The organism is Mycobacterium sp. NGS45, assembly GCF_059812645.1.
The window spans coordinates 152336-164949 of the sequence record NZ_JCALDB010000012.1; the positions used below are offsets into that span (position 1 = coordinate 152336).

The window sequence follows — 12614 nt, forward strand, 5'->3', positions numbered from 1 at the left end:
CAAACGCACCGAAATCACACAGACCACCAGGGCCGCAGCGGCAGGTCGCCGTCGTCGCCGAGGTTGCCTAGCTTGACCGCCAGGACCTGGTGCAACTGCACGATGTTGGTCTCGAACCCCAGCCGTGAGCCGGCCATGTAGAGCCCCCAGATCTTGGCCGTGGCCGGTCCGACCTCGGCGACCGCCTGGTCCCAGTGCTCGACCAGGTTGGCGCACCAGTCCCGCAACGTCAGTGCGTAGTGCTGGCGCAGGTTCTCCTCGTGCAGCACCTCCAGGCCGACGTTCTGGACCTCGGTGATGATCCGGCCCGACCCGGTCAGTTCGCCGTCCGGGAAGACGTACCGGTCGATGAAGCCGCCGGCGGTGGCCGTCGACTTGTTGTCCGGCCGGGTGATGCAGTGGTTCAACAACAGTCCGCCGGTGCGCAGTTTCGACTTCAGGAAACCGAAGTAGGCCGGATAGTTTTGCACCCCAATGTGTTCGGTGAGCCCGATCGAGGACACCGCATCGAAACCGGTTTCGCTGATGTCGCGGTAGTCGCCGTGCCGCACTTCGGCGAGTTCACCGAGGTCCTGCTCGGCGATGGCGCGCTGGGCCCAGCTGGCCTGCTCGGCCGACAGCGTCACGCCGATCACCCGGACACCGCGCCGCGCGGCGTAGCGCACCATGCCGCCCCAGCCGCAGCCCACGTCGAGCAGTCGGTCACCGGCGGACAGGTTCAGCTTCTCGAACACCAACCGGTACTTGTTGTCCTGGGCCTCTTCCAGCGTGGCGTCCGGGTCCGGATAGCACGCACAGGTGTAGGTCATCGACGGGCCGAGCACCCATTCGTAGAACGCATTGGACACGTCGTAGTGGTGGTGGATGGCTTCGGCATCCCGGGATTTGCTGTGCCGCAGTCCTTCTGCGATCCGGCGCCAGCGCGGCAGGGCTTCCTGCGGTGGCGGAGCGATCGGCTTGAGCCGCTCCAGGCCGATCGAGCGGACGATGTTGGCCAGCGTCCGGGGCGAGGGAAGTTGCAGTTTCATCCCGGTGGCCAGGGCGCGCAGCAACTCGTAGGGGTCACCTGGATGCACACCGAGCAGATTCAGGTCGCCGGAGACGTAGGCGCGCACCAGACCCAGTTCGCCCGGCGCCGTCGCCAGGTAGGTGGTGCCGCGCGGGGTCAGCAGTTCGAAGCCGAGGGTGGCGTCCGGCGGGCCGGCCGAACTGCCGTCGTAGGCAGTGAACTTCAACGGCTGCTGGCTGCCGGCGGTGAACACCTCCAAGATCTCGGCCAGGCGGAGTCGACCGGGCTTGCTGGTCGTGGGATGGGACTTGTACGTGGTCATCGCCGTTGCACCGCCTTCGCGTAGAGATCGAGCAGACGTGAGTCGGGATCGTAGGTTTTCTTGGCTGTCTTGTAGGCCTCGCCGCCGTAGAGTTCTTCGAATTCGTCTGGGGTGTAGAAGGATTCGGAGTACAAAGACTTGTGCCCGTCGAGTTGGCTGACCTTGGCTTCGATCAGCCGGTTGGTGTGGCCCGGGGTGGGGCCGACCGGCACCGAGGACCAGAACCCGACGTTGACGTAGGTGTGGTCGGGCTGGATCGGGTACAGCGGCCAACCCTTGCGGTCGCGAAGTCGCAGCGGGCACAACCAGATCGGCTCGATCGGGATGTTGGTCAAGAACCAGTCCAGGAATTCCGCACACCGCTCCAAGGGCACCTCGATGTCCTGGACCACGCGTTCCCGCGCCGGCCGGCCGTTGCGCTGTTCGATCCGGTCGGCGATACCGAAGCGCTGGTCGTAACCGATCAGCTTCCAGTAGAAGCTGCTGCGTCGCAGTCGACGTGGCCAGAACCGGCGGATCCGCGGATGCTGCGCCCCAAACGCGCGCGAGCACCAGAACCAGTCGGTGTCCCACCGCCACAGGTAGTCGTGGATGGTCAACCGGTCGTGCTTCTCGCCCTGATCGTGCTGGATCGACCGGTAGTAGATGTCTTGTCCGGTGTAATCGCTGACCGCGCCACTGGTGGCAGTCTGGCGGCCCAGGCACAGGTAGGACTCGTCGGCGCTGAACACCACACCGTCGAGGTAGTCCACGGGTTCACCGTCATGGCCACCGGTCTCGATGATCCGGTCCATCGCTTCGATCAGGTCGGCCAGTGCGTGGAAGCGCAGGTGGTTGAGCGCCACGAACGGTTTGACCGGCTCCAGCTCGATCTTGATGCGGACCGAATAGCCCAGGGTGCCATAGGAGTTCGGGAAGGATCGGAACAGGTCGACGTGGTCGCGCGGGGACGCGGTGAGGATCTCGCCGGTGCCGGTGAGGATGTCCATCTCCAGCACCGACTCGTGCGGCAGGCCGTTGCGGAACGAGGCCGACTCGATACCCAACCCGGTGACCGCACCGCCGAGCGTGATGGTCTTGAGCTGCGGCACCACCAGCGGGCACAGGCCGTGCGGCAACGTGGCGGCCACCAGGTCCTCGTAGGTGCACATACCCGCGACGTCGGCGGTGCGAGCGTCGGCGTCGACCTGCAACACCCCGGTCAAACCGGAGGTGTCCAGGCCGGGGGCGTCGCGTTTGGCGCGGGCGCGGAACAGATTTGAGGTCGGCTTGGCCAGCCGGACGGTGGCCGACGGCGGAATCGAGCGGTAACTTGCCAGCAGTCTTTGCACGCCGTGGGCGTGCTGTGCGAGTGCGTCGGTCGCTGGAACGGACACGCATATACGCTAGTCGTCAAACGCGGTCGATGCGACCGCTCGGTGAGAAGGCTCGCCGTACCTTCAGCACAGAATGAGGAGTCTTTCCTGATGGGACAGGTCAGCGCGTCCAGCACGGTCCTGATCAATGCCGAGCCCGACGCGGTGCTCGCGGCGGTCGCCAATTACCAGGAAGTCCGGCCCAAGATCCTGACCGACCACTACAGCGAATACCAAGTGCTGCAGGGCGGAGTGGGCGCCGGCACCGTGGTGAAGTGGAAACTGCAGGCCACCAAATCGCGGGTGCGCGACGTCCAGAACTCGGTCGACATCGCCGGCAAGACCGTCATCGAGAAGGACGCCAACTCCTCGATGATCACCAACTGGACGGTGGCGCCGGCCGGTACCGGCGCGACCGTCACGGTCAAGACCAGCTGGACCGGTGGCAGCGGGATCAAGGGTTTCTTCGAGAAGACCTTTGCGCCGTTGGGCTTGCGCAAGATTCAGGACGAGGTGCTGGGCAACCTCAAGAACCACCTCGAAGGCTGAGCCAGGCGCCGTCGACGAGCCGCTCGGCGAGCGACTACGTCGAGCCCAGATAGGCCAGCACGCCGCGGGCGATCGCCTGGGCGTACTTCTGCCGACCCTGCGGAGTCTTCATCAGCGCGGAGTCGGCCGGGTTCTTCATGTTGCCGCACTCGACCAGGATCGACGGGTACTGGGCCAGGTTCAGCCCGGCGATGTCCGAGCGCGGGTCTAAACCGTCGGAACCGATGTAGTTGGCCGCCGGGATGCCCGAGGCCAGCAGTTGCTGCCGCATGGTCTGGGCGAACGCGATCGACGGGCCGGACTGCGCCTGGTTGAGCGCCGGGCTGGAGTACAAGATGTGGAAACCGCGGCCGGAGGGCGGGCCGCCGTCGGCGTGGATCGACACGATCGCGTTCGGTTGCACCGAGTTGGCCATCGCCGCGCGTTCGTCCACACACGGTCCCGGCCCGGTGTCGTCGCCGCGGGTCATGGCCGTGCGGATGCCCTGATTGTGCAGAATCTGCCGCACCAGCAGGGTGGTCTCCCAGGTGAAGGTGTGCTCCGGGTAGCCGTCGTCGGTGGAGGTACCGCTGGCCTGGCACGGCTTGGTGCCGCCGCGGCCGGTCGGAACCTGCCGGTCCAGCCCTTCCATGCTGGCCTGATGGCCGGGGTCGAGGAAGACGATCTTGCCGGACAGGTTGGGCGCGGCCGGGGCGGCCGGGGAGGTCAGCAGGGAAGCGGCGACCAGCGCGCCGGCGAACAGAGGCGCGCCGACACGCAGGCAAGCTGGTATGGGCACGGCGTCACCGTAGCGTGAGCGCAGCTAGGGTTGAAGGACTGAAGCGTGCACATTGTGGATGCGCAACCAAGTCGAGACCAATACGCAAGGGGACTGTCATGCAACCCGACGGAGGCATGCCCGACATGTCACAGCTGCTGGCCCAAGCCCAGCAGATGCAGCAGAAGCTGATGGAGGCGCAGGCCAACCTGGCCAGCAGCGAAGTGCACGGCCAAGCCGGTGGCGGCCTGGTGCAGGTCACCGTCAAGGGCAGCGGGGAAGTGGTGGGGGTCTCGATCGATCCGAAGGTGGTCGATCCCGACGACGTCGAAACCCTGCAGGACCTGATCGTCGGCGCGCTGGCCGACGCCGCCAACCAGGTCACCGCCTTGGCGCAGTCCCGGCTCGGCCCGCTGGCCGGCGGGATGGGCCAGGCGCTGGGCATGCCCGGCTACTGAGGCGTCTGAGTGTTTGAAGGCCCCGTCCAGGATCTGATCGACGAGCTGGGCAAGCTGCCGGGTATCGGACCCAAGAGCGCGCAGCGCATCGCGTTCCACCTGTTGAGCGTGGAGCCGCCAGACATCGACCGACTGGTGGCCGCGCTCAACCGGGTGCGCGACGGGGTGACGTTCTGCGCGGTGTGCGGCAACGTCTCCGACGACGAGCGCTGCCGGATCTGCAACGATCCGCGCCGCGACGCCTCCCTGGTGTGCGTCGTCGAAGAACCCAAGGACGTGCAGGCCGTTGAGCGCACCCGCGAGTTCCGTGGCCGGTACCACGTGCTCGGCGGTGCGCTGGATCCGCTGTCCGGGATCGGGCCCGAGCAGTTGCGGATTCGCGAGCTGCTCAACCGGATCGGGGAGCGGGTCGACGGCGTCGACGTGGCCGAGGTGATCATCGCCACCGACCCGAACACCGAGGGCGAAGCCACCGCGACCTACCTGGTGCGGATGCTTCGCGACATCCCGGGGCTGACCGTGAGCCGGATCGCCTCGGGTCTGCCGATGGGCGGTGACCTCGAGTTCGCCGACGAGCTGACCCTGGGACGGGCGCTGGCCGGCCGCCGCGCGATGGCCTGATCCTGGCGGGAAAGACTTAGACGCGGCGTGGGGCGGCCAGCCGTTCCCGGCGCAACTGCTCGACCTCGGGCAGTTCCAGCGGCGCCAGCGGCCCGACCACCTGAGCCAACAGGTGATCGGCGAGTTCCGGGTTGCGCGCCAGGCAGCAGCCATGCAGGTAGGTCGCGACCACGCTGCCCTGCACGGCCCCGTCGTAGCCGTCGCCGAGCCGGTTGCCCGCACCCTTGGTGACCCGCGCCAGCGGCTTGGCGTCCGGGCCCAGAACCGTTCCGCCCCGGTGGTTTTCGAAGCCGGTCAGCGGCTGGGTCAGCCCGTCGACGACCGGGGTGGCGGCCACTTCGCCGATGGTTCGCTCGGCCTGCGGGGAGGTGGTCACATCCAGCAGCCCGACGCCGTCGACCCGCTCACCGGCCGAGGTTTCATACCAGTGTCCGAGCACCTGGATGGCCGCGCAGATCGCCAGCACCGGTGCGCCCCGCCCGGCCGCGCGCTGCAGCCCCGGATGGCGCAGCAGATGCTTGGTGGCCAACCGCTGGGCGTAGTCCTCGGCGCCGCCGAGGGTGTAGAGGTCCAATGAATCCGGCACCGGGTCGGCCAGCGTGATCTCGACGATCTCGGCGTCGATGCCGCGCAGCCGCAGCCGCTGCCGCAGCACCACCGCGTTGCCGCTGTCGCCGTAGGTGCCCATCACGTCGGGCAGCACCAGCCCGATCTGCACGGTCATGACCCGAGCCGCCGGTTCAGTTGCAGGAACGCGGTGTAGTTGGCAACCACCTCGACGTGACCGGGCGGGCAGGACTCGATGGCGGCGACGGTGTCGTGCACCAGGGTGTGCTGCACCCCCGCGTAGCCCAGTCGCACCGCCAGGTCGGTGCCGCGTTCCCCGGCGGCGACCACCGGATGGGTGACGAAGTGTTCGAAGTTCACGTCCCACAGCCAGGACAGGTCCTCGCCGTCGGGAACCTGCCCGTTGACCGAGATGACCACGCTGCCGGCCCCGGTGTCGACCATCGACAGCGCTTCCTGCCACCCGGCCGGGTTCTTGGCCAGCAGGATCCGCACGGTGTGCTGACCGTGCCGCACCGTGCGGTAGCGGCCGGCCACCTCGTCGACGCCGGCCGCGGCTGCCACCGCCTGCGCCGGATCGGCGCCCAGCGCCACCGCGGCCGCCACCGCCTGCGCGGCGTTGCCACGGTTGACCGCACCGGGCAGCGCGAGGGTCATCGGCAGCGCCACACCGTCCGGGCCGTAGAGCGTGTCGTCGTCGAACCACCAGTGCGGGCTGGGGCGTTTGAAGTCGGTCCCGGTGGAGAACCAGTCGGTGCCGTCCCGCACGATCACCTCGCCGCTGCGCGGGCAGCTCACCGAATCACCGGCCCAGCCGCCGCCGGCCGCCACCCACACCACGTTCGGGCAGTCGTAGGCGGCCGAGGTGATCAGGATGTCGTCGCAGTTGGCCACGACCACCGCGCCGTGGTGCCGGGCCAGCCCGGCGCGCAGCGTGCGTTCGATGTGGTTGATCTCGCCGACCCGGTCCAGCTGGTCGCGGGACAGGTTCAGCAGCACGAACACGGCCGGGTCGATCGCGTCGGCGACGTGCGGCACGTGCATCTCGTCGACTTCCAGCGCCGCCAGCGGGGCCTGCCGCGCCCCGGCCAGCGCCGCGATCAGCCCGGCGTCCATGTTGGCGCCCTCGGCGTTGGTGGCGACCTCGCCGACGGTTTGCAGCGCGGCAGCGGCCATCCGCGTGGTGGTCGATTTGCCGTTGGTCCCGGTCACGATCAGGCTGCGTCGCCCCCGGCCGAGCTGGCCCAGGATGGAGCGGTCCAACGTCATCGACACCAGGCCGCCGATCATGGCGCCGGCGCCGCGTCCGGTCACCCGCGAAGCCCAGCGCGCCGCCGCACCGGCGGCCAGCGCAACACGTCCTCGGGCGGTGATCACCCGGGCAGTGTAGTTCGGTGCCGCGGCCTCCGCGCCCCGCGCCGAACCCAGCCGAACGTGACGGCCGACACGGTTCTCCACAGCGGGGTGGTCCACCGGGTTTGTCGGTCGCGCGTGCCATCCTGACGCTATGACGCACAGTTGGGGACGGCCGGCCGGGGAGCCCGGTGCCGGTTGGGTCGTCGTCGACGTCGAGACCTCGGGTTTCAGCCCGCCGCAGGCCCGGGTGATCAGCGTCGCGCTGCTCGCTCTGGACGCCGACGGGCAGGTGGAGCAGTCGGTGGCCAGCCTGCTGAATCCGGGTGTGGACCCGGGGCCCACCCACGTGCACGGGCTGACCGCCGAGATGCTGGAGGACCAGCCCACGTTCGCCGAGATCGCCGGGGACCTGATCGAGGTGCTGCGCGGGCGCACCCTGGTCGCCCACAACGTCGGCTTCGACTATTCGTTCTTGGCCCACGAGGCCGAGTTGGCCGGCGTCGAACTGCCGATCGACACCGCGATGTGCACCGTCGAGTTGGCGCGGCGCCTCGACCTCGGGTTGGACAACCTGCGGCTGGAGACCGTGGCCCGACACTGGGGAGTGGCCCAAACCCGCCCGCATGACGCGTTCGACGACGCGTTGGTGCTGTCCCGGGTTCTGACGCCCGCGCTGGAACGGGCCCGCGACCGCGATACCTGGCTGCCGATCCGGCCGCTGACCCGGCGCCGCTGGCCCAATGGGCGGGTCACCCATGACGAGTTGCGTCCGCTGAAGATGTTGGCCTCACGGATGCCGTGCGCGTACCAGAATCCCGGCCGGTACGTCCACGGCCGGCCGCTGGTGCAGGGCATGCGGGTGGCGCTGTCGGCGGAGTGCACCCGCACCCACGACGAACTCGTCGAGCGGATCCTGCATGCCGGTCTGGCCTATTGCGACACCGTCGACCCGGACACCTCGCTGGTGATCTGCAATGAGCGGCGGCCCGAACACGGCAAGGGTTATCTGGCCAAGGAACTCGGCGTGCCGGTGGTCGCGGACCACGAATTCATCGCCAGCGTGCCGGATGTGGTGGGCGGCATCGGGATCGAGGAGTTCGTCGACCCGACCGTGGCCGGTGAGCAGTTCGCGCTGTTCTGAGCGACCAGCCGCCAAACGCCGATCCGGCGGTCCGTCGGGACCGCCGGATCGAATCGTTCGGGATGTGAAACTAGCTGAGCGCCTTGGCTTTCAGCGTGTCGAACTCGGCCTGGGTGATCGCACCGGCATCCAACAACCCCTTGGCGTCGGCGATCTCCTGCGCCGGTGACCGGCCGGCCGCCTCCCGGATGTAGGCGTCGGTCTCCTGCTTGGCCGACACCGCGGCGGCATGTGCCCGCTCGGCCATCCCGCGCCCGCGCGCGATCAGGTATATCACCGCGGTCAGCCACGGGAACAGGATCAGGAAGATCACCCACACGGCCTTGGCCCAGCCGGAGGTCTGGTGGTCCCGCCAGAACAGGTCGCCCAGGATCTGGAACAGCACCAGCAGGTAGGCGATCCAAGCGAAGATGATCAGGAAGTGCCAAAGGAAGTCCCAGGTAGAGCCCCAGTCCATGACTGCTCCTCGAAGTTGACGGTGACGTAGTGCTCTACGTCGCCGTCAGTTAAGCACGCGCAGCGCGGTTGACCGCGGAGACGACGGCCCGAAGTGACGCAGTCGTGATCGAGGTGGCGATCCCCACGCCCCACACCGTGGTGCCGCCGATCGACGCCTCGACGTAGGCCGCTGCCTGGGCTTCCTCACCGGAGGCCATCGCATGCTCGGAATAGTCCAGCACGTTGATGTCGTAACCGATGGTGCCCAACGCGTCGACGAACGCCGCCAACGGACCGTTGCCGGCGCCGACGATCTCCTGCTCCACGCCATCGACCTTTACGATCGCGCTGACCCGATCGGTGCCGCCGTCGACTTCGGCGGCGTCCACCTTCTGCCGGATCCGCTCCAGCGGCGTGACCGGGGCCAGGTACTCGTCGTAGAACGCATCCCACATCTCCTTGGGCGCGACCTCGCCGCCTTCGCCGTCGGTGATCTGTTGGATCGCGCGGGAGAACTCGATCTGCAGCCGCCGTGGCAGCACCAGCCCGTGGTCGGCCTTCATGATGTAGGCCACCCCACCCTTGCCGGACTGCGAGTTCACCCGGATCACGGCTTCGTAGGTGCGGCCGACGTCCTTGGGGTCGATCGGCAGATACGGCACCTGCCACAGGATGTCGTCGACGTCGGCGTCGACCGCGTCGGCGTCGAACTTCATCTGGTCCAGACCCTTGTTGATGGCGTCCTGGTGGCTGCCGGAGAACGCGGTGTAAACCAGGTCCCCGCCGTACGGGTGCCGTTCGGGTACCGGCAGCTGGTTGCAGTACTCCACGGTGCGCCGGATCTCGTCGATGTTCGAGAAGTCGATCTGCGGATCGATGCCACGGCTGAACAGGTTCAGCCCCAGCGTCACCAGACACACGTTGCCGGTGCGCTCGCCGTTGCCGAACAGGCAGCCCTCGATCCGGTCAGCGCCGGCTTGGAAGCCCAATTCGGCTGCGGCAACACCGGTTCCGCGGTCGTTGTGCGGATGCAGGCTCAAGATGATGGAATCCCGGCGGGCCAGGTTGCGGCTCATCCACTCGATCGAGTCGGCGTACACGTTCGGGGTGGCCATCTCGACGGTGGCCGGCAGGTTGACGATCATCGGGTTGTCGGGCGTGGGCGCGATAACCTCCGACACCGCATCGCACACCTGCTTGGCGTACTCCAGCTCGGTGCCGGTGTAGGACTCCGGGGAGTACTGGAAACGCCACCGGGTGCCCGGATAGCGCTTGGCCTCCTCGACGCACAGCCGGGCGCCGTCGGTGGCGATCTGCTGCACTTCATCGCGCTCGGCCCGGAACACCACCCGGCGCTGCAGGATCGAGGTGGAGTTGTAGAAGTGCACGATCACCCGCGGCGCGCCCTCGCAGGCTTCGAAGGTGCGGGTGATCAGCTCCGGACGGCACTGGGTCAGCACCTGGATGGTGACGTCGTCGGGGATGGCGTTCTGTTCGATGATCTCGCGAACGAAGTCGTAGTCGGTCTGCGAGGCCGACGGGAAACCGACCTCGATCTCCTTGTAGCCCATGCTGACCAGCAGGTCGAACATCCGCCGCTTGCGTTCGGGGCTCATCGGGTCGATCAGGGCCTGGTTGCCGTCGCGCAGGTCCACCGCACCCCACATCGGGGCGCGGTCGATCACGATGTCCGGCCAGGTGCGGTCGAACGGAACGTCGGCCGCGCCGAACGCCGGGCTGCCGCCCGGCACCTCTTCGGCGAAGCTGCGGTAGCGGTGGACCGGCATGCTCGAACCGCGTTGGGTGTTCCAGGACGGCTGACCCGGGTTGGGCGGACCGGACGGCGTGGTGATGGTGCGCACCGACGAAAAGGCGTCGGGAGAGGTGATGTCTGAAGTGCTGCTCATGATGGTGGCTCCGGATGGTCTTGGTGGGATTTTCAGACCGGCGCATCGCGAAAACCCGCGACGGGAAGCCAGTCTGGATCAGACCCCGTCGCGGCCGCCGAGAAGGAGCACCCGCTGCACGGCAAATACTGTACTCCTGGCCTGCGGTTGGACCAAACGAGTTCGCTACCGGCGGCCGGCTGCCCCGCCGACACCGGAACTGCGACGCCAATCCACGTCGAGGCCGGTTGGTGACCGAAGTAGTTGCGGTTTGTGACTCAAGGCAGCAGCGCCGCCGCCGACGACCGGCCAGACTGGCAGCCATGACCAGCAACGAGACCGCGGCAGTGCAGAGCAACGGCTGCGACAACCCGAACTGCAAGTGCGAGAACTGTACCTGCGGCGCCAACTGCAGCTGCGGGAGCGAGTAAGCAGTCAGGACGCGTTAGGCCGAGGATTGCAGTCACCTGGTGACTGCAATCCTCGGCCTTGACGGCTCGGCATCAGCGCGCCCCACCCGTGCGGCCGTTGCCGAACTTCACTTTCGGCGTGCTGCTGCGGGTTTCAGTCCGGGGACCGCTCGGGCCGGTGGAGCGGGTGGTCGGACCGGTGGAGCGGGTGGTCGAGGTCCGCGGCTGGGGCGTGGGCGCGCTGGTCTGCACCTCCGCCTGGCGCACGGGCTTCTCCGCTGCGGCGCTGCCGGTTTCGACGGGCTCGTAGGCCGGGGCGGCGGGGGCGTCGACGACCCGCGGGCGGGCCGGTGCGATCAGCGGCGGCAGATTCACCGGAGCCACCCCGGTGGCGTAGGCCTGCGCCCAACCCAGCACATTGGCGACATAGGCCATCGAATGGTTGTAGCGCAGCACCGCGGTTCTCAGCTGTGCGTCATCGCGCAGGTCCATGCCGCCGCTGCACAGGTAGCCGGCCGCGGCCAGCGCGGCATCGAACAGGTTGTGCGGATCGGCCCGTCCGTCGTCGTCGCCGTCGGCGCCGTGCAGCAGCCAGGTGCTGGGCAGGAACTGCATGGGACCCAACGCGCGGGCGTACTGCGTGCTGCCGCCGAAGTGCCCGGCCACGATGATCTCGTTGCCCGGCAGTGAACCGTCGAGCGTGGGACCGAAGATCGGCCGGACCGGATTGCCGCGCTCGTCGGCGGCCCCGCCGAAGGCGTGCGTGGACTCGACGTACCCGATCCCGGCGAGCAGGTTCCAGCCCACCCCGCAGCCGGCTTGGCGCTGCGCCATCAGGGCGTCCGCGTTCTGATAGGCCGCCAGCGCGATCGCCGGGATGTGCACCGCACCGGGTGCCCGGACCTGCGGCGGTGCCGGCGGCCCGGTCGTGCTGGGTGCCGCGGCAGCCGGATCCGAAGGCGCCGCTGCCGCCCAGGGCAGGTCGGTGAGAGCGGGCAACGGCAGCACCGCGGCCACCGGCCGGATGCGGGTCTCCTGAACCAGACCGACCAGGCCGGGCGCGACGGCGACCACACCTGCCAACGCCATCCGCGCGATCACAGTGAGCCGCGCGGACGCGTCGCGGGCCGCTCGACAGGCACGGAGACGCATACGACCACCGTGGCATCCGGACCGCCGAGGAGCCAATCCCCGACACGCCGGGCCGCCCGCGCACGGTGGCCGGCGCCCCAACCACCCCACCGGACCGGCCGGTGCGAGCGGGACGGACAATGGCGGCATGGCTGGCCTGATGGACCATTTGCGCAACCTGGACCGACGCTGGTGGGTGGCCATCGCGGTGGCCGTGGTCGCGGTCGTCGCTCTGGTGTTGTCCCAGACCTGGTTCCGCGAATACTCCCGGGAGGACTGCCAACCCGTGCGGGAGCTGCTGGACTACAACAAATCCCAATCCGAACGAATCCAGGAGTTCGGCGAGGAAGAGGCCATGCCGATCTGGCTCTACCAGCAGTGGGCCGACGGTCTGGCCGAGCATGCGCAGCGGGTCAACAACCCGGACCTGGCGGCCGAGGCGATCCAGTTGGCGGACCTGGCCGGGCAGTTCACCGCGAAACTGCCGTCGGTGCCGACCGGCGACACCGGCAGCGCACCACCCCCGGTGCTGGCCCAAATGTCGTTGCTCAACGACCAGATCACGGCTTCGCTGCGGACACTCGATTCGGCTTGCCCCGCTTGAGCCGGATTCG

At 68.4% G+C, this 12614-nt stretch carries 13 protein-coding genes; 5 read left to right on the top strand and 8 right to left on the bottom strand.

Annotated features, from left to right (window positions below):
- Window positions 1-14: 14 nt before the first annotated feature.
- Both AC5Y3P_RS13365 and AC5Y3P_RS13370 read right to left on the bottom strand, forming a co-directional pair.
- Entirely contained in the window at window positions 15-1331 is a 1317-nt protein-coding gene (locus tag AC5Y3P_RS13365; RefSeq protein ID WP_500046377.1) for a class I SAM-dependent methyltransferase, read from the bottom strand.
- The gene (locus tag AC5Y3P_RS13370; RefSeq protein WP_500046378.1) at window positions 1328-2707 is read right to left on the bottom strand and encodes an FAD-binding oxidoreductase; all 1380 of its coding nucleotides are present in this window, start codon (window positions 2705-2707) and stop codon (window positions 1328-1330) included. The genes AC5Y3P_RS13365 and AC5Y3P_RS13370 overlap by 4 nt, the downstream gene beginning before the upstream one ends.
- A gap of 90 nt (window positions 2708-2797) precedes the next feature.
- Between AC5Y3P_RS13370 and AC5Y3P_RS13375 the strand changes: the two genes are divergently transcribed.
- On the top strand, window positions 2798-3235 hold the full coding sequence (locus tag AC5Y3P_RS13375) for an SRPBCC family protein (protein WP_500046379.1): 438 nt from the start codon (window positions 2798-2800) through the stop codon (window positions 3233-3235).
- Window positions 3236-3269: 34 nt separating this feature from the next.
- Here the strand turns inward: AC5Y3P_RS13375 and AC5Y3P_RS13380 are convergent, their stop codons facing one another.
- Window positions 3270-4007: an Rv3717 family N-acetylmuramoyl-L-alanine amidase gene (locus AC5Y3P_RS13380; protein ID WP_500046414.1), complete on the bottom strand. Its 738-nt coding sequence runs from the start codon at window positions 4005-4007 to the stop codon at window positions 3270-3272.
- A gap of 104 nt (window positions 4008-4111) precedes the next feature.
- Here AC5Y3P_RS13380 and AC5Y3P_RS13385 point away from each other — a divergent pair, with 104 nt between their 5' ends.
- Together AC5Y3P_RS13385 and recR are read left to right on the top strand one after the other, a co-directional pair.
- Window positions 4112-4450 carry a YbaB/EbfC family nucleoid-associated protein gene (locus AC5Y3P_RS13385; protein ID WP_500046380.1) on the top strand — a complete coding sequence of 113 codons (339 nt, stop codon included), beginning with the start codon at window positions 4112-4114 and terminating at the stop codon, window positions 4448-4450.
- Between the two features lie 9 nt (window positions 4451-4459).
- Window positions 4460-5071, top strand: coding sequence for a recombination mediator RecR (gene recR, locus AC5Y3P_RS13390; protein WP_500046381.1), 612 nt, complete (start codon window positions 4460-4462; stop codon window positions 5069-5071).
- Window positions 5072-5087: 16 nt separating this feature from the next.
- On the opposite strand, the gene AC5Y3P_RS13395 is transcribed toward recR, so the two are convergent.
- Together AC5Y3P_RS13395 and AC5Y3P_RS13400 are read right to left on the bottom strand one after the other, a co-directional pair.
- Entirely contained in the window at window positions 5088-5795 is a 708-nt protein-coding gene (locus AC5Y3P_RS13395; RefSeq protein ID WP_500046382.1) for a type 1 glutamine amidotransferase, read from the bottom strand.
- A complete protein-coding gene (locus AC5Y3P_RS13400; protein ID WP_500046383.1) occupies window positions 5792-7015 on the bottom strand; it encodes a Mur ligase family protein in 1224 nt (407 codons plus the stop codon). Before AC5Y3P_RS13400 ends, AC5Y3P_RS13395 begins: the two co-directional genes overlap by 4 nt.
- Before the next feature lie 130 nt (window positions 7016-7145).
- Here AC5Y3P_RS13400 and AC5Y3P_RS13405 point away from each other — a divergent pair, with 130 nt between their 5' ends.
- Window positions 7146-8135, top strand: coding sequence for a DEDDh family exonuclease (locus AC5Y3P_RS13405; protein WP_500046384.1), 990 nt, complete (start codon window positions 7146-7148; stop codon window positions 8133-8135).
- A gap of 70 nt (window positions 8136-8205) precedes the next feature.
- Here AC5Y3P_RS13405 and AC5Y3P_RS13410 read toward each other — a convergent pair whose 3' ends face one another.
- The 3 genes from AC5Y3P_RS13410 to AC5Y3P_RS13420 form a co-directional block, all read right to left on the bottom strand.
- Entirely contained in the window at window positions 8206-8592 is a 387-nt protein-coding gene (locus AC5Y3P_RS13410) for an SHOCT domain-containing protein (protein WP_500046385.1), read from the bottom strand.
- 49 nt (window positions 8593-8641) lie between these two features.
- The gene (gene leuA / locus AC5Y3P_RS13415) at window positions 8642-10480 is read right to left on the bottom strand and encodes a 2-isopropylmalate synthase (RefSeq protein ID WP_500046386.1); all 1839 of its coding nucleotides are present in this window, start codon (window positions 10478-10480) and stop codon (window positions 8642-8644) included.
- Window positions 10481-10962: 482 nt separating this feature from the next.
- Window positions 10963-11958: a lytic murein transglycosylase gene (locus tag AC5Y3P_RS13420; protein ID WP_500046387.1), complete on the bottom strand. Its 996-nt coding sequence runs from the start codon at window positions 11956-11958 to the stop codon at window positions 10963-10965.
- 190 nt (window positions 11959-12148) lie between these two features.
- On the opposite strand from AC5Y3P_RS13420, the gene AC5Y3P_RS13425 reads away from it, so the two are divergent.
- Window positions 12149-12604, top strand: coding sequence for a hypothetical protein (locus AC5Y3P_RS13425; RefSeq protein ID WP_500046388.1), 456 nt, complete (start codon window positions 12149-12151; stop codon window positions 12602-12604).
- Window positions 12605-12614: the final 10 nt, after the last annotated feature.